At 72.0% G+C, this 16,934-nt stretch carries 15 protein-coding genes; 9 read left to right on the plus strand and 6 right to left on the minus strand.

What is annotated here, in order from left to right:
• Positions 1 to 68: 68 nt before the first annotated feature.
• Positions 69 to 410, minus strand: coding sequence for a hypothetical protein (locus ACQEV1_RS35750; RefSeq protein WP_285576690.1), 342 nt, complete (start codon positions 408 to 410; stop codon positions 69 to 71).
• A gap of 191 nt (positions 411 to 601) precedes the next feature.
• Positions 602 to 1,780: a homogentisate 1,2-dioxygenase gene (locus ACQEV1_RS35755; protein ID WP_433400029.1), complete on the minus strand. Its 1,179-nt coding sequence runs from the start codon at positions 1,778 to 1,780 to the stop codon at positions 602 to 604.
• Positions 1,781 to 1,843: 63 nt separating this feature from the next.
• Here ACQEV1_RS35755 and ACQEV1_RS35760 point away from each other — a divergent pair, with 63 nt between their 5' ends.
• From ACQEV1_RS35760 to ACQEV1_RS35770, 3 genes are all read left to right on the plus strand, one after another.
• Positions 1,844 to 2,359 carry a MarR family winged helix-turn-helix transcriptional regulator gene (locus ACQEV1_RS35760; protein ID WP_433400032.1) on the plus strand — a complete coding sequence of 172 codons (516 nt, stop codon included), beginning with the start codon at positions 1,844 to 1,846 and terminating at the stop codon, positions 2,357 to 2,359.
• A 10-nt stretch (positions 2,360 to 2,369) separates the two neighbouring features.
• Positions 2,370 to 2,786, plus strand: coding sequence for a hypothetical protein (locus tag ACQEV1_RS35765; protein ID WP_285632692.1), 417 nt, complete (start codon positions 2,370 to 2,372; stop codon positions 2,784 to 2,786).
• A gap of 91 nt (positions 2,787 to 2,877) precedes the next feature.
• The gene (locus ACQEV1_RS35770) at positions 2,878 to 4,317 is read left to right on the plus strand and encodes a flavin-containing monooxygenase (RefSeq protein WP_433400035.1); all 1,440 of its coding nucleotides are present in this window, start codon (positions 2,878 to 2,880) and stop codon (positions 4,315 to 4,317) included.
• Between the two features lie 53 nt (positions 4,318 to 4,370).
• Here the strand turns inward: ACQEV1_RS35770 and ACQEV1_RS35775 are convergent, their stop codons facing one another.
• Positions 4,371 to 5,612, minus strand: a complete 1,242-nt coding sequence (locus ACQEV1_RS35775; RefSeq protein ID WP_433400038.1) for a D-alanyl-D-alanine carboxypeptidase family protein — start codon at positions 5,610 to 5,612, stop codon at positions 4,371 to 4,373.
• Positions 5,613 to 5,771: 159 nt separating this feature from the next.
• Between ACQEV1_RS35775 and ACQEV1_RS35780 the strand changes: the two genes are divergently transcribed.
• From ACQEV1_RS35780 to gap, 5 genes are all read left to right on the plus strand, one after another.
• Positions 5,772 to 6,506 (plus strand): SDR family NAD(P)-dependent oxidoreductase, encoded by a 735-nt coding sequence (locus ACQEV1_RS35780; RefSeq protein ID WP_433400041.1) that lies wholly within the window; start codon positions 5,772 to 5,774, stop codon positions 6,504 to 6,506.
• A 90-nt stretch (positions 6,507 to 6,596) separates the two neighbouring features.
• Positions 6,597 to 7,382 (plus strand): serine protease, encoded by a 786-nt coding sequence (locus ACQEV1_RS35785; RefSeq protein ID WP_285632684.1) that lies wholly within the window; start codon positions 6,597 to 6,599, stop codon positions 7,380 to 7,382.
• A gap of 97 nt (positions 7,383 to 7,479) precedes the next feature.
• Entirely contained in the window at positions 7,480 to 10,716 is a 3,237-nt protein-coding gene (locus ACQEV1_RS35790; RefSeq protein ID WP_433400045.1) for a glucodextranase DOMON-like domain-containing protein, read from the plus strand.
• Positions 10,717 to 10,767: 51 nt separating this feature from the next.
• Positions 10,768 to 11,715, plus strand: a complete 948-nt coding sequence (locus ACQEV1_RS35795) for a GlxA family transcriptional regulator (protein ID WP_285632678.1) — start codon at positions 10,768 to 10,770, stop codon at positions 11,713 to 11,715.
• A gap of 198 nt (positions 11,716 to 11,913) precedes the next feature.
• Positions 11,914 to 12,921: a type I glyceraldehyde-3-phosphate dehydrogenase gene (gene gap, locus ACQEV1_RS35800; RefSeq protein ID WP_433400050.1), complete on the plus strand. Its 1,008-nt coding sequence runs from the start codon at positions 11,914 to 11,916 to the stop codon at positions 12,919 to 12,921.
• A gap of 593 nt (positions 12,922 to 13,514) precedes the next feature.
• Here the strand turns inward: gap and ACQEV1_RS35805 are convergent.
• From ACQEV1_RS35805 to pdhA, 3 genes are all read right to left on the minus strand, one after another.
• The gene (locus ACQEV1_RS35805) at positions 13,515 to 13,832 is read right to left on the minus strand and encodes a GroES family chaperonin (protein WP_285576667.1); all 318 of its coding nucleotides are present in this window, start codon (positions 13,830 to 13,832) and stop codon (positions 13,515 to 13,517) included.
• Between the two features lie 63 nt (positions 13,833 to 13,895).
• The gene (locus tag ACQEV1_RS35810) at positions 13,896 to 14,129 is read right to left on the minus strand and encodes a hypothetical protein (RefSeq protein ID WP_285576665.1); all 234 of its coding nucleotides are present in this window, start codon (positions 14,127 to 14,129) and stop codon (positions 13,896 to 13,898) included.
• 134 nt (positions 14,130 to 14,263) lie between these two features.
• Positions 14,264 to 15,322 (minus strand): pyruvate dehydrogenase (acetyl-transferring) E1 component subunit alpha, encoded by a 1,059-nt coding sequence (gene pdhA, locus ACQEV1_RS35815; RefSeq protein WP_433400055.1) that lies wholly within the window; start codon positions 15,320 to 15,322, stop codon positions 14,264 to 14,266.
• Positions 15,323 to 15,525: 203 nt separating this feature from the next.
• On the opposite strand from pdhA, the gene ACQEV1_RS35820 reads away from it, so the two are divergent.
• On the plus strand, positions 15,526 to 16,923 hold the full coding sequence (locus ACQEV1_RS35820; protein WP_433400058.1) for a selenium-binding family protein: 1,398 nt from the start codon (positions 15,526 to 15,528) through the stop codon (positions 16,921 to 16,923).
• Positions 16,924 to 16,934 lie beyond the last annotated feature (11 nt).

Here is a 16,934-nt window from a genome sequence, read left to right on the forward strand (position 1 = left end):
TTCGTGAGAGCCGTGCTCCGCGGCCCGCTCGCGCCAACGAACCGCGCGGAGACCGGCGTGTCCGCGCCCTAGAACGCGCAGATGGCGTACACGCTGATGCCCACCGTGCTGTACCTGTTCTGGCGGCCCAGGGCGATCCAGCCGCGCCCGTCCGAGGTGGGGAAGCTACCCACCAGGATGGCGTCGTTGCCCTGTGCCTCGCCGCCTCCGCCGATCACGTGCTTGCCCGCCGGGCAGTACACCGTACGCCGGGTGAAGTTGCCGACGTTGGCGTTGGGCAGGACGACCACCTGGTAGCCGTCCACCTTCTTGCCGGCGCGGCCCGCGTCATCGGCGTTCGCGGCCGCCCCGCTGCCGAGGACGGCGGCGAGGGCCAGAACTCCGGTGCCGAGCGTGCACAGTTTGCGCATGCATGATCCCCATTCCGAGTAGAAGACTGCCGTGCGTTGAGGAATCCGGGTGCCCATCTCGAAACCGCACAGTCGAGCACCCGGATCCGGAGCGTCTTCTACCCGGACCGGCTTTGGTCACACTCCGTGATCACACATTTTCATTTCGCCGGGAAACTACATCCGGGATCTGCGGCGAATGTGCGGGACGTCTAGCGCGCCCACGTCCAGGCGTAGTCGCCCACCTCGACCGATGACGCCTGGTGGCCGATGTTCAGCGGGCGGAAGGTGTCCACCATCACGGCCATCTCGGTCGTTTCCGTGTGACCCTTGCGGACCGCCTCGATGACGCCCTCGACCGCGCCCGGCGCCGGACCGTGGGTAAATCCGGACGGATGCAGGCTTATCGAGCCGACATCGATGCCGGATCCCTTACGCGCCGAATAGTCACCACCGACATAGAACATCATCTCGTCGGAATCGACGTTGTGGTGGTTGTACGGAATAGGAATGGCTTCGGGGTGGAAGTCCAGTGGCCGCGGACAGAACGAGCAGATCACGAAATTGGGACCCTCGAACGTCTGGTGGACCGGCGGCGGCGCGTGCGTGCGCTTCACGACCGGCTCGAAGTCGCGGATGTTGAACGCGAACGGATAGAGGCAGCCGTCCCAGCCCACGACGTCGAGCGGATGGTTACGGTACGTCAGGCGCGACAGCCCGCCGCGGTGACGGACGAGCACCGGCACGTCCTCGCCCTCCAGCACGAGCGGCTCGGACGGCGCGCGCAGGTCGCGCTCGCTGTACGGCGCGTGTTCGAGGAACTGGCCGTACTGCGACAGATAGCGCTTCGGCGGCCGGATGTGCCCGGAGGCCTCGAACACCATCAGCCGCAGCAGGTCCTCTCCCGTGCGGACGAAGCGGTGGATCGTGCCGGTCGGGATGACGACGTAGTCGCCCGGTCCGACCTCCAGCGCGCCGTAGGTCGACTCCAGCCGGGCCGTGCCGCTCTCGACGTACACGCACTCGTCACCGACGGAGTCGCGGTACAGGTCGCCGTCGGCGTCCGCGGCGACGTAGGACATCCGCACGTCGTCGTTGGCCATCAGCAGGTGACGGCCGAGCACCGGGTCGCCGCCCGCGGTCAGGTCGTGCGGCTTGAAGTGGCGCGGCATCAGCGGGTGGTTCGGGCTCGCGCCGCCGGCGTGCGCGGGCAGGTCCACGCCCTCGCTCTTGACGATCGCGGTGGGCAGGTGCACGTGGTACAGCAGCGAGGAGTCGGAGGAGAAGCCCTCCTCCCCCATGAGCTCCTCGGCGTACAGGCCACCGTCGGGCCGGCGGAACTGGATGTGACGCTTGCGGGGGACCTCCCCCGTCACGCGGTAGTAGGGCATCTCGCCTCCCGCAGTTAATCAAAGCTTTGATTACTACTCGTCTTCGACTCTAAGCTGTGGTCCGTGACCGCACAAGACCTCGACTTCTGGTCATTCGTCGACGCCGCGGTCGAGCGCACGCGGGACCGGCTCCCGGCGATCGACCCGGAGGCCATGCGCCTCATCCTCACCCTTTACCGGGTGACGAACATGGTCGTGTACGACATGGAGTCGGTGGTGCACCGCCCGCGCGGCTGGAGCTACCCGGGGTTCCGGCTCCTGTTCACGCTCTGGGTCGCCGGCCCGATGGAGGCCAAGCGCGCCGCCGAGCTGTCCGGGATGAGCCGGCAGGCGGTCTCCGCGCTCGTCGGCACGCTCAGCCGCGACGGCCTGGTGAGCAAGGTGCCCGACGTCAAGGACCGCCGGGCCGTACGCCTCAGCCTCACCGACGCGGGCGAGGAGGCCATCAGCACGGCGTTCGCCACGCACAACGACCGCGAGCGGCTGTGGGCCGGCACACTGTCCGACGAGGAGCGCGACACCCTCGTACGGCTGCTGGGCAAGCTCGGCGCCCGCGAAGGGGTGCGCCGACGCCGATAGGGTTTACCTCGTGTTCCAACGAGTGATGCGCGGAGGCGTACGCGTACCGGCGGCGATCGTCGCGATCGGGATGCTGGCGGGGTGCAGCGACCCGGCCGGCGCGGTGCGGCGGGAGCGCACGGCCGCGCGGAAGGCGTCTCCGAGCCCCTCGGCGTCGGCCAGTGCCGGGCACCAGGCGGCCATCTGGTGGCAGGCCCCGGGCGGTCTGAAGACCGCGAGCGGTCTGCGCGTGCACACGGGCGCGCTGCGCTCCGGGCGGATGCGCGTCGCGATCACCGACGTCGCCCACCGAGCCCACCGGACGATCACCGCGACGACCGTCCCGCACGGCGCAACGATCGGGCAATTCACCCTCACGGGCATAAAGGTCGCCAAGTCCCCCAAGGCAGGGACGTACGGCGTGACCTTCCACTACCGCCAGCGCTGAGCGGTACCGGACGCGACGGAGAACGTCTTCCGGCACCTGAGCGCTGTTCTCCAGAACTCGATTCTGGTTTCATGCGGGTGGGAGGCCACTCATGTCCGAACCGCTCAGCGTCGTCATCGTCGGAGCCGGCTTCGGGGGCATCGGCATGGCCATCCGGCTCAGACGCGCGGGAGTCCGCGACGTCACGGTGCTGGAGAAGGCCGGTGATCTCGGCGGCACCTGGCGGGACAACGTCTACCCGGGCGCGTCCTGCGACATCCCGTCCCACCTGTACTCCTTCTCCTTCGAACGCGGGCGCGACTGGTCGCGGCGCTTCCCACCGCAGGAGGAGATCCTGGACTACCTGCGCGCCTGCGCCGCCAAGTACGGCATCGAGCCGCGGTTCGGCTCCGAGGTCGAGGAGGCGGCCTTCGACGAGGAGCACGGGCTCTGGCGGATCCGTACGACCGCCGGAGACGAGCTCACCGCACGGGCCCTCGTCGCCGCCTGCGGACAGCTCAACCGGCCCGCCTACCCCGACCAGCCGAACGCCTTCGCCGGCCCGGCCTTCCACTCCTCCCGCTGGAACCACGACTGCGACCTGACCGGCAAACGGGTCGCGGTGGTCGGCACGGGGGCGAGCGCGATCCAGTTCGTGCCGCACGTCGCGGAGCGGGCGGCCCGGGTGCACGTCTTCCAGCGGACGCCGCCGTACGTCATCGAGAAGGCCGACCGCCCGTACGCCCCCTGGGAGCGGCGCCTGCTGCGGTGGGCGCCGGTGCTGCGGACGCTCAGCCGGGCGAACCTCTACACGCGGCTCGAGGCGCGCGGGCTGGGGTTCGTCACCGCGCCGCGCCTGATGCGCCTCGTCGAGCGGGCCTTCCGCCGGCGGCTCGCCGAACAGGTTCCCGACCCGAGCCTGCGCGCCGCGCTGACGCCGGCGTACGTCATGGGCTGCAAGCGCATCCTGCTGTCCGACGACTACTACGCCGCCCTGAACCGCCCGAACGTCGAGCTGGTCACCACGCCGATCGACCGGTTCTCCGAGCAGGGAGTGGTCACCGCGGACGGGCGGGAGTACCCGGTCGACGCGGTCATCTACGGGACCGGGTTCCGCACGCAGGCGTTCGTCGCGCCGATGACCGTACGGGGGCTGGGCGGGCGCACGCTCGACGAGGCGTGGCGCGGGGGCGCCGAGGCGTACCTCGGCATCGCGGTGAGCGGTTTCCCCAACCTGTTCCTGCTCTACGGGCCGAACACCAACCTCGGCCACAACTCGATCATCTACATGCTGGAGTCGCAGTTCAACTACATCGTCGGCTGCGTCCGCGCGCTGACCCGCGCCAGGTACATCGACGTGCGGGCCGACGTGCAGAACGCGTTCAACCAGGCGTTGCAGCGGCGATTCCGGCACACGGTGTGGACCAGCGGCTGCCGCAGCTGGTACATGACGGCCGAGGGGAAGATGGTCAACAACTGGCCCGGCCACACGTTCGCCTACCGCCGCGCCACCCGCCGGCCCGACCCGCGCGACTTCCGCGTGCGGGCCTGATCCTGCCCTGATCGAGCTCAGGCGGACGCCGACGTCGAGACGCGCTGATCGGCTCAGCCCAGGCGGGTGAGGCGGTCCAGCAGGCTGGGAGCGTGCAGCGGGCGCGTCAGGCGCAGGCGGGTGTGGTCGGGGCCCGCCGTGATCGACGCGACGGCACGGCCCGCCGGCGCGTGGCGGGGCACCCTGCCCTCGACGCGCAGCCGTACCGTCAGGCCCGGCCAGCCCGTCGTCGTGACCGGTGTCGTCGCGGCGAGCGGGATCCGGTGGCCGAAGCCGTCGTCGACGCGGGCGAGCACGGCGCCGGCCCGTGCCAGCGTGACGCGGGTCAGGGCGTTCTCCGCGGCCACGACCAGCGGCTGGGCGGCGGAGATGGCGACGGCCGAGCTCGTGGCCTGCGCCTGTGCCATCACCGCGCCGACGATCAGCCGGCCGCCCGCGCGGGCCGCGAAGACGTAGTTGCCCCCGGCCTTGCCGGTGTAGCCGGTCTTGCCGCCGATCACGCCGTACGAGCCGAGCAGCGTGTCGCTGCCCGCGCGTGTCTCGCCGCCGGTGCGCGGCGTGAAGCTCGGCTTGCTCACCACCTCGGCGAAGGCCGGGATGCGCATCGCCGCCTGGAAGAGACGCACCTGGTCGGCGGCGGTGCTGACGGTGGTCGGGTCGAAGCCGCTCGGGTCGGTGTAGCGGGTGGCGGTCATGCCGAGCCGGCGCGCCGCGGCGTTCATCTTGGCCGCGAACGGCGCGTCGCCTCCGGCGTCCCAGCGGGCCAGCTCGTGCGCGATGTTGTTGGCCGAGACGACCATCAGCGCCTCAAGGGCCTCGCGCTCGGTGAAGGGCTGGTTCGCCACCACGTCGACGTGGCTCTCGTCGCGTGCGATGCGCCAGGGCAGGCGGGCGGCTTCCTCCGGCGAGATCCGGTACGTCGGGCCCTCCTCCCCGGTGCGCAGCGGGTGGTCCTGGAGGAAGACGTAGGCGGTCATCACCTTGGCGACGCTGGCGGTCGGTGTCGGCCGCCCGCTGCCGGAGGCGCCCATCCGGCCGACGCCGTCGACCTCGATCACGGCCTGGCCGGCGGCGGGCCAGGGCAGGTGCAGCGCTCCGGGGACCGTATGGCTCGCGGGCGTGACCAGCCGCAGCCGGGCCGACGGCAGCGGCCGCACCATCTGGAAGACGACGAGCGCGAGCAGCAGCAGGCCCATCGCCCCGCAGACGATCGCCAGTATGCGGCCGGTGTGCCGCCGCGGACCGCCGGTCTCCTCGGCGGGCGGCAGCACCATGCGTTCCGCGATCCCCGTCACCGCACTACCCCCGTCGTTCTCCCGGAGCGGCGCAGAAATGCTCCGCCGAACAGAGTAGATGCACGTGACGCCGTTTCGGTTCGCACCGGGCCGGGTGAGTCGGGAACAAGCGCACGGTGACGTACGGCGCGGCAGCGTACTGCGCGGTAACGTACGCGCATGCCCACCGCACTCATCACCGGCGCGACGGCCGGCATCGGCGCGGCGTTCGCCCGTCGTCTGTCCGCCGACGGCTTCAGCCTGATCCTGCTCGCCCGCGACGCCGAGCGCCTGGCCCGCGCCGCCGAGAAGTACGGGAACTCCGAGGTGGTGGTCGCCGACCTGTCCACCGAGGAGGGGATCGTCAAGGGCGAGGAGGCGGCGCGCCGCGCCGACCTGGTGGTGAACAACGCCGGGTTCGGGCAGAAGGGGCGCTTCCTCGACGTTCCGCTACAGGACGAGCTGACCATGCTGCGGGTGCACTGCGAGGCGGTGCTGCGGCTGACCCACGCGGCGCTGCCCGCGATGCGCGAGCGGGGCCGCGGCGGGGTCATCAACGTGGCGTCGGTGGCGGCGTTCTTCCCGCGCGGCACGTACGGGGCCTCGAAGGCGTGGGTGGTGAGCTTCAGCCAGGCGGTCGCGCAGGACTACCCGGGCGTGCCGGTCATGGCACTGTGCCCGGGGTTCGTGCACACCGAGTTCCACGAGCGGGCGCGGATCGACATGTCCCGGCTGCCCTCGGCACTGTGGCTGGACGCCGACGACGTGGTCGCCGCCGGTCTGCGCGACTTCCGCCGCGGCCTCACCGTCAGCGTGCCGGGCCCGCAGTACAAGGCCCTCGTCGGCGCCGGCCGGCTCATCCCGCGCGGCCTCATCGCGCGGTTCTCCAGCCGTACCGGCCGCACGTACCGCTGACGGAGCCGCCCGGAGGGGACGGTCGCGTCATCGGCTCGCGCACGGTGTCCGGTACCGCTAGGTTTGCCCCATCCGAACGGAGGTTCCCCCATGCCCCTGTTCCCACGTCGCCTCGCCGCCCTCGTCTCGGCGGCGCTGCTGTCCGCGGGCCTGCTCGCCGGGCCGTTCACCGCGCCGGCCGCGAACGCGGTCGTCGGCGGCACCGCCGCCGCCCCGCCGCCCTGGCTGGCGGCCGTGGGCACCCCCGCGTTCCTCATCCGGCCGTCCGGGCAGTTCTGCGGCGGCACGCTGGTCGCCGCGGACAAGGTCGTGACGGCCGCGCACTGCGTCGACTTCCTGCGCTCGGTGCCGACGCTGCTGAGCGCCACGTTCGGCCGCGCCGACCTGACCAAGAAGGACGGCGAGACCGTCCAGGTGAAGTCGGTATGGGTGCAGCCGGGCTTCAAGGAGACCGAGTTCAAGGGCGAGACGGTCGAGCACCATGACGTCGCCGTGCTGACACTGAGCCGCCCGATGCTGGACCGCCTCCCGCTGCCGCTGATCGGCCAGGGGGGCCTGTACCCGCCCGGCGGGGCCGCCCAGGTGCTCGGCTGGGGCACGACGTCCGAGTCCGACCTGGTCAACGCGCGGCTGCGCCAGGCCACGATCCCCCTGGTGACCGACGCGCGCTGCGCCTCCGCGTACGGCTCGTCCTTCGACCACCGCGACATGGTCTGCGCGGGCTCGCCGAAGGGTGACACGTGCCAGTTCGACAGCGGCGGCCCGCTGGTGGTGAACGGCCGGCTCGCGGGCATCACGTCGTGGGCGTACGGCTGCGCCCGCGACGGCTACCCGGGCGTCTACACCCGGCTGGCCCCCTTCACGCTCCCCCTCTGACCCCGTCCGGATCCGGACGTCAAGGCCGGATCCGGACGTTGACAGAAGATCGGCGGCGGGCCTTTGCTGGGCGGCACAACAAATGCCGGAGGCCCCCATGCGTCGTCCGCACATCGCCGTGCTCGCCGTCGCCCTCACCGTGCCGCTCGCCGGGACTCCGGCCGGCGCCGCGCACGCGGCGGACGGCCCGGGCGTCGTCTCCCACTTCGACCTCGCGCGCAAGGACTGTGTCGGCACCGCGCACGGCGGGTCGAAGATCTGGTTCACCGTGGCGGGCGGTGTGCTGTCCGACGTGTACGAGCCGACGATCGACAACACGAACATCGAGTCGATGCGGTTCGCGGTCACCGACGGGCGGACGTTCACCGAGTTGCAGGGCCGGGACACGACCTACAGCGTCGCGGCCGATCCGACCGGCATGGCCTGCACGGTCACCACGGCGAGCAGGGCCGGGCGGTACCGCCTCATCACGACGTACGTGACCGATCCACGCCGCGACGCCGTCGTCGTGCGCACGCGTCTGGAGGCCAAGAGCCCGCTGCGGCTGTACGTGCGGCTGGACACGAGCGTGAACGGCAACGGCGGCGGCGGGGACGCCAACGCCGGCGGCGACACCGCGACGGTCCGCCACGGCGTGCCCGTCGTCGGCGACGAGAACACCCTCACCAGCGCCACGAACCGCGACTACGCCGTCCCGACGTACGTCGCCCTGCGCGCCGGCCGGGCGCTGCCGGAGGCGAGCGTCGGCTACGCCGGCACCGCGAGCGACGGCGCGGCCATGCTGGACGCGCGGCACACGCTCACCCCGGAGGACGCGGCCCCGGACGGCAACGTCGTCGCGACCGCGCGGCTCCCGCTCCAGGGCGACGAGACGACCTTCGCGCTCGGCTTCGGGCGTACCGCGGACCAGGCGACCGGCACGGCCGGTGACGCCGTCTCCCGGCCGTTCGCCGCGACGGAGAACGACTACCTCGGAGGCTGGCGGGCCTACGACCGCGGCCTGCGCCGGCCTCCCGCCGCGTACGCGAACGCCTACTACCGGTCCGCCAACGTCATCAAGGCGAGCGAGGACAAGACCTTCCCCGGCGCGGTCGTGGCGTCCTTGGCCAGTCCGTGGGGGCAGGCGATCGGCGCGGCGGACCGCTCCGGCGGGCGGCCGTTCTACTTCGGCTCCTACCGCGAGGTGTTCTCCCGCGACCTGTACGAGGCCTTCACCGGGTTCCTCACCGACGGCGACCTGGCGACGGCGCGGGCGACCGCGCGGTTCCTGCTGGAGCGCCAGCAGCTGCCCGACGGACGGCTGCCGCGCAACTCGCTGCTGAACGGACAGGTCGCCCCCGACACGGGCGGCGACCAGCTCGACGAGACCGCGTACTCGATCCTCATGGCCGACCAGGCGGGACTGGGCGGCGACGCGGCCCTGTGGCGCGACCACGTGCGCAAGGCCGCGGACTTCCTGGTCTCCCACGGCCCGTCGTTCGGCGTGGAGCGCTGGGAGGAGCAGTCCGGGTACTCCCCCTCGACCATCGCCGCCGAGATCGCCGGGCTGGTCGCGGGCGGGCGGATCGCGGCCCGGCACGGCGACGGCGCGCGGGCCCGGCTCTATCTCGCGACCGCCGACCACTTCGCGCGTTCGGTCAAGGGCTGGACGGTGACCACGACCGGGCCGTACGCCGCCCGGTACTTCCTGCGGCTGGCCAAGACCGGCGACCCGGACGCCGCCACGACGTACGGGCTGGGCAACGGCGGGCCCACTGAGGACCAGCGGCGGGTCGTCGACGCCGGGTTCCTGGAGCTGACCCGCCTGGGCGTGCTCGCCCCGGACGACCCGGACGTGACCGCCTCGCTGCCGGTCGTGGACAAGGTGATCGGGCATCCGACGCGGACCGGCCCGGCCTGGTACCGCTACGGCTCCGGCACGGCCGGCACCGAGGACGGGTACGGCGACTGCCACGTGGCCGACCCGACCGACTGCGACCCGGAGGGCAGGCCGTGGCCGACCGGGAACACCGGGTCCGGGCACGTGTGGCCGGTGCTGTCCGGCGAGCGGGCCGAACACGACCTCCAGATCCACGACACGCGGTCGGCCTCGGCCCTGCTCGCCTCGATGAGCCGCTACTCCCCCACCGGACTGGTGCCGGAACAGGCATGGGAGGACCAGGACGTGCCCGCGAGCCCGTACGGCGCGGACCCGGCCACCGCCTCGATCGGCTTCACGAACGGGCAGGCCGCCGGCTCGGCCTCCCCGCTCACCTGGGCGCAGGCGCAGGTCGTACGGCTGGCGCTCGGCCTCGGCGCGGGACGTCCGCTGGAGCGGCCCGCGGCGGTCCGCGACCGGTACGCCCACGCGCCGGCCGCCCTGCCCCTGACGGTCACCGGCCCCGCGGACGGCGCCTCGATCTTCGGCGCGACGACCGAGGTCACCGGCACCACGGCGCCGGGCGCGCGGGTCGAGGTCGCCTCGGCCGGCACGGACGTCGGCGCCGACACGGCGGTCGCCTCCGCACGGGCCGGTACGGACGGCGCCTTCACGGTACGGGCGCCCGTGAGCTTCGGCACGACGGTCCTGACGGTGTCGGTGACCGCCGGCGGGCGCACGGCGTACGCGCAGCGCACGGTCGTCGGCGAGCTGACGGGCGGCACCACCGCGCTGGACGTGAGCGACCCGGACGGCGACGACCACGGGCCGGGCACCTTCGCCTACCCGACCGCGGCCGACTTCCGCCCCGGCGCGTACGACCTGGAGCGGTTCCAGGTGATCAGTGACGCGACGACCGTGTACCTGCAGGCGCGGCTGCGCGACCTGACCCCGACGTTCGGCAGCCCGATCGGCGCGCAGCTCCTCGACGTCTACGTCCGGCAGCCGGGCGTCTCGCCCGCCTCCGACCAGGCCGCTTCGCCCGCGCGGAACTACACGCTCGGCGACTCCTGGACCCAGCGCGTCGAGGTGCAGGGCTTCGCCGCGCCGGTCTGGGTGGACGCGGCCGGGAACGCGAAGAGCAGCGCGGCCGTACGGTCGTCGCAGACCGCCCGTACCATCACGATCGCGCTGCCGAAGGCCACGTTCGGCGCCCCGGGCCCAGGCTGGAGCTTCGCCGTCGTGCTGCACGGCCAGGACGGCTACAGCGCCGACCAGGCCCGCGGCTTCGCCGCGACGCCGCAGCCGTACGCCTTCGGGGTCTGCGGCCCGGACGCCTCGGGCCCGATCTGCGCGGCCGACCCGGCCGGCGTGCCACGGGCGATGGACGTGATCACCCCGTCCGGCGTCTCCCAGTCCGACGAGCTGGACCCGACGAAGGGCCCCGTGAACGTACGGTCGGTCCCGATCCCCTGAGCCCGGCCTCCCCGGCCCGGGCGGGATGATGGCCGGGACGAAGGAGGCAGGATGGCCCGGGAGAACCACCGCGTCGCCGTGCTCGTGCTGGAGGGCGCGAAGCCGCTCGACGTCGGCATCCCCGCGCAGGTGTTCGCCGGCCGGCCGGGCATGCCCTACGAGGTACGGGTGTGCGGCGCCGCACCCGGGCCGGTGACCGGCGGCGACGGCCTGTCGTACCACGTGGCCGACGGTCTGGAGGCCCTGGAGCGGGCCGACACGATCTTCATCCCCGGCTACCGGGAGCCGGCCACCACCGACCCGCCGGCGGCGGTCGTCGGCGCGCTCCTGGCCGCGCGCGAGCGCGGCACCCGGCTGGCGGCCATCTCGACCGGGGCGTTCGCGCTGGCGGCGACCGGCCTGCTCGACGGCAAGCGGGCGACGACGCACTGGCACTACACGAAGGCCCTGACCGAACGGCATCCGCTCGTGCGGGTGGACGAGAACGTCCTGTTCGTCGACGAGGGCGACGTACTGACCTCGGCGGGCGCGGCGTCCGGCATCGACCTGTGCCTGCACCTGGTGCGGCGCGACCACGGCGTCGCGCTGTCCAACCGGGTGGCGCGACGGCTGGTGGCGGCGCCCTACCGCAGCGGCGGGCAGGCGCAGTACGTCCCCCGGAGTGTGCCCGAACCACTCGGCGACGCGTTCGCGAGCACCCGTGAGTGGGCCCTGAAGCACCTCGACGAACCCCTGACCCTGGAGGCGCTCGCCCGCAACGCCGGGGTGTCGGCGCGCACCTTCTCGCGGCGGTTCGTGAAGGACACCGGCCATACGCCGATGCAGTGGGTGCTCCGGGCACGGGTGGACCTGGCCCGCGAACTGCTCGAACGCACCGAGCTGGGCGTGGAGCAGATCGCCGACCGGGTCGGGCTCGGCACCGCCGCGAACCTCCGTCTACACTTCCAGCGCATTCTCGGCACCTCGCCGACGGAGTACCGCCACACCTTCTCGGCCTGAGCCGGTTGGCGTGATCCTTGCGGTCGGTGGCGAAAATACTGGCGAGATCCTTGCGCACGTTGTCGTTCAGGCCACTTTCGGCGGGTCGCGGCGGTGCCGAGCATGGAGGGCGGGACGAAAGGAGCCTCCATGACCGAGCGCAGCGAGGGAATCCAAAGCCACGCCCCAGTGGTCACTCCCTCCGACGAAGGAGGGCGCATGACCCGCATCGCCGTCAACGGTTTCGGCCGCATCGGACGCAACACGCTCCGGGCCCTGCTGGAGCGTGACAGCAAACTCGAAGTGGTCGCCGTCAACGACCTCACCGCCCCCGAGACACTGGCTCACCTGCTCAAGTACGACAGCGCGCTCGGCCGCCTCGGCCGTTCCGTGGAGATCGACGGATCCGCGCTCGTGGTCGACGGCCGCCGCATCACGGTGCTCGCCGAACGCGACCCCGCCGACCTGCCGTGGGCCGAGCTGGGCGTCGACATCGTGCTGGAGTCGACCGGCCGCTTCACCTCGGCGGACGCCGCCCGCGCGCACATCCGCGCCGGCGCCGCACGCGTGCTGGTGAGCGCCCCGTCCGCCGGCGCCGACGTCACGATCGCCTACGGCGTGAACACCGACGCGTACGACCCCGCCGAGCACGTGATCGTCTCGAACGCCTCGTGCACCACCAACGCGCTGGCTCCGCTGGCATCCGTGCTGGACGACCTGGCCGGCATCGAGCACGGCTTCATGACCACGGTGCACGCCTACACGCAGGAGCAGAACCTCCAGGACGGGCCCCACCGCGACCTGCGCCGCGCCCGCGCGGCCGGGGTGAACATCGTGCCCACCACCACCGGCGCCGCCAAGGCCATCGGCCTGGTGCTGCCGAACCTCGACGGCAGGCTGTCGGGCGACTCGATCCGCGTGCCGGTGCCGGTCGGCTCGATCGTGGAGCTGAACACCACGGTCTCGCGCGAGGTCACCCGCGACGAGGTGCTTACGGCCTACCGCGCCGCCGCCGACGGCCGGCTCGAGGGCGTCCTCGACTACGCCGACGAGCCGCTGGTCTCCAGCGACATCACCGGCCACCCGGCGTCGGCGACCTTCGACGCCGCGCTCACCCGCGTCGACGGCCGGCACGTCAAGGTGGCGGCCTGGTACGACAACGAGTGGGGCTTCTCCAACCGCCTCATCGACACCCTGGAGCTGCTCGCGTCGGGCACGGATTCCTGACGTCGAACGCCGGTGCGTTTCCCCGGACCTGGATGTCCGGGCGGGCGGCGATCGCCCGCGCGATGGCGCTCGCCGCGTCCGGGGTGCGCTGGAGCCGGTTGGTCCGGCTCCCGGTAGCCGAGGCCGGGGTCCGTCTACCGGGGCCGGACCTGGGCCGGGCGATGGACGTGTTCGGCGCCGTGATCGGCCTGTCTGCCACGGCCGGGCCGATGCTCGGCGGCATCGTCACCGCGTACCTGGGCCGGCGGGCGATCTTCTTCCTCGACGCGCCTCTCGTCGTCGCCACGATCGCGTTGTCCTCGCGGGTCCTGGAGAAGGAACGGTGGGCCGCCGGGACGCGCTTCGACCTGGTCGGAATGATAACCTTCGCCCTGGGCGCCGGCGCGCTCACGTACGGGCTGACGGCCGGTCAGCGGGACCGGGGCGCGGCCCTCATCGTCTCGGCGCTCGCACCGGCCGCGTTCGGGTTCGCCGAGTTCCGGGGGCCGTACGCCGCTGCCGGCCGTGCGGCTGTTCGCCCGCGCGTTCGCGCCGAAACGCGCGGCGGAGCGGGCCGCTGTGCCGCCGGCGCGGGACCTGACCGGCCCCAGCGCTCAGAGGTAGAGACCGGTGCCGTACTCCGGGCGCTCGCTGGCGACGGCGTGCAGGTCGCGTTCGCGCATCACCAGGTACATCGCGCCCTGCACCTCGACCTCGAACTGGTCCTCGTCCTTGAACAGGACCTTGTCACCGACCTTGACCGAGCGCACGTGATGGCCGACGCCGCACACCTCACCCCAGACGAGGCGGTTGGCCATCTCGGCTGTCGCGGGGATGACGATGCCGCCGGTGCTGCGGCGCTCGCCCTCCTTGTCGGGGCGCACCATCACCCGGTCGTGCAACATCTGTATCTCGAACTTCACCTCGGGCACGGTGCGGAGTCTACTTTGTGCCAGAAGCTTCCGAACGGCCGAGACGGCTCACCGCCGTCCGCGTCACCGTTCGGCGAGGGCGAGACGCTTGAGGAACTCGATCGCCGGCCGGCGTACCTCGACGGGCTGAATGCCCCCGAGGACGTCGATCGCCTCTTCGTACGTGCGGGTGGTGGCGCAGGTGACCGCCACCGATCCGGCGACGGCCTTCTCGAACGACCCGGCCGGCGCCTGGTCCGCCATCTCCCGGGCGGTCGTGGCCAAGTCGAGGTTGTCGGGCGGTTTCGGAGTGCTCAACGGTCCTCCTCCGGTGACGACGGCCCGGTGGCCCCGACGGCCGGGCCGCCGCGAATGTCGAGGGAAGCACATCCTAAGCAAGAACTCACGGCGTGCGTACACCGAGGTCACCGAAACGGTGCCGAAGGCGTTCCTCAGCCGGCGAAGCCGTCGAGGTACGCGTGGTACGCCGCGCGCTCCTCGGCGAGTTGCTCGTGCTCGCCGGCGTACACGTGCTCGAAGATCGCCTGCGGCTCCGGGTCGGGGAGCGCGCGGCAGTCCTCGCGCACCTGCCGGCCCAGCGCCTCGGCGTCGGCGTCCACGGACGCGAAGAAGTCCGCGTCGGCCAGGCCGGTCCGGCTGAGGTACGCCCGGACGCGCTCGATCGGGTCCTTCAGCCGCCAGGCCTCCAGCTCGGCGCCGGTGCGGTAGCGGGTCGGGTCGTCGGAGCTGGTGTGGGCGCTCATCCGGTAGGTGAAGGCCTCGATCAACGTCGGCCCCTCACCGGCGCGCGCCCGCTCGAGCGCGGTACGCGTCACCGCCAGGCTGGCGAACACGTCGTTGCCGTCGACGCGCACGCCGGGGAAGCCGTACCCGAACCCGCGCCGGTACAGCGGCACGCGCGTCTGGGTCTCCAGCCGGGCGGAGATCGCCCACTGGTTGTTCTGGCAGAAGAAGACGACCGGGGCGTTCTGCGCGCCCGCCCACACGAACGCCTCGTTGACGTCGCCCTGGCTGCTCGCACCGTCACCGAAGCAGGCGAGCACGGCCTCTTCGGCGCCGTCGCGCTGCACGCCCATGGCGTACCCGACCGCGTGGAGCGTCTGCGCTCCGATCACGATCGCGTAGAGGGCCATGCGGACCTTCTCGGCGTCCCACCCGCCGTGGTCGACGCCGCGCCAGTTCTTCAGCAGCTCGGCGACCGTGACGCCGCGCACCATGGCGATGGCGTGCTCGCGGTAGCTGGGGAAGACGTAGTCGGCGGACGCCAGCGCGCGGGCCGCACCGACCTGCGCGGCCTCCTGGCCGAGCAGCGGCACCCAGAGTCCCAGCTCACCCTGCCGTTGCAGGGCCATCGCCTCCGTGTCGAGCCGCCGCGCGAGGACCATGTCCCGAAAAAGCTCCTGGATCTGACCTGCGGTCAGATCCAGCGGGTAGTCGGGATGGTCGAGTCTCTCGCCCTCCGGAGTGAGCAGCTGCACGAGTTCGGTCACGGCAGCTGATTTTGCCAGTCCTCCGGTAGGCCCGGCATGTGTCCGGGTACAAACCGGAGGAACCATGACCTGTCCAGATCCAACAGATGCTCGGACCCCCTAGCATATTCCCCAGTAGCTTTGTCGGGATTACGTGCCAGGACGGCGTCGGCGCTGGTCATGTCGCGGTTCGTGACGATGCCGCCCTGCCGAAGGAGTGTGGCGTGGCCCTCTGGAAGCCCGACCCGACCTTCTACCCCTCCCCCCGTGACGCGGTGAACGCGCCGCCGGAGACCCTCGCGTACATCGTCGCCTTCGATCGCGCGGCCGAGAAGCCCGACGCCATCGCCGTGATCGACGTCGACGAGGAATCCGCGTCGTACGGTTCGGTGGTCGGCTGGACCGACCTGCCCTACACCGGGGACGAGCTGCACCACTTCGGCTGGAACGCCTGCAGCAGCGCGCTGTGCCCGTACGCGCCGCACCCGCACATCGAACGGCGCTACCTGGTGGTGCCGGGGCTGCGCTCCTCACGCATCTACATCGTCGACGTGAAGGACGACCCCGCCAAGCCCACGATCGCCAAGATCCTGGAGGCGGACGAGCTGGCCAAGCGGGCGGGTTACTCACGGCCGCATACGGTGCACTGCGGGCCGGAGGGGTTGTACGTGTCCGCGCTGGGCGGGGCTAATGGAAGCGACGGGCCGGGGGGCATCGCGCTGCTGGACCACACCTCGTTCGACGTGCTCGGGCGGTGGGAGGTCGACCGGGGGCCGCAGTACCTGGCGTACGACTTCTGGTGGCACATCGCGCACGACGTGGTCGTCACCTCGGAGTGGGGCACGCCGTCGATGATCGAGGACGGTGTCGACGCCGACCTGCTGCTCGGCCGCGAGTACGGCCACGCGCTGCACTTCTGGGACCTGCGCAAGCGGCGCCACGTCCAGCGCGTCGACCTGGGCGACGAGCACCAGATGGTGCTGGAGCTGCGGCCGGCCCACGACCCGACCAGGACGTACGGCTTCGCCGGCGTCGTGGTCAACGTCGAGGACCTGTCCGCTTCGGTCTGGGTCTGGTATCGCGAGGGCAAGGAGTTCAAGGTCCGCAAGGTCATCACGATCCCCGCCGAACCGGCTGAAACGGGCGACCTGCCGCCGGTGATCGCGCCGTTCGGGGCGGTACCGCCGCTGGTCACCGACATCGACCTGTCCGTGGACGACCGCTACCTGTACGTCTCCTGCTGGGGCACGGGCGAGCTCAAACGCTACGACGTGAGCGACCCGTTCCACCCGGTCGAGGCCGGCTCGGTGCGGATCGGCGGCATCGTGAACCGCACCCCGCACCCGTCGGCGCCGGACCGGCCACTCGCCGGCGGCCCGCAGATGGTCGAGGTCAGCCGCGACGGCAAGCGCGTGTACGTCACCAACTCTCTGTACGGGGCGTGGGACGACCAGTTCTATCCCGACGGCGTCGGAGCGTGGATGGCCAAGGTCGACTCGGGCGACGGCTTCACCTTCGACCCGCGTTTCTTCCCGAACGGCGACGACTTCCGCGGCCTGCGGCCGCACCAGACCCGGCTCCAGGGTGGGGACGCGTCCTCGGACTCCTACTGTTATCCATGAGCCGGGAGGGC

This window comes from Actinoallomurus sp. CA-142502, from assembly GCF_050936355.1.
Classification (GTDB): Bacteria; Actinomycetota; Actinomycetes; order Streptosporangiales; family Streptosporangiaceae; genus Actinoallomurus; species Actinoallomurus iriomotensis.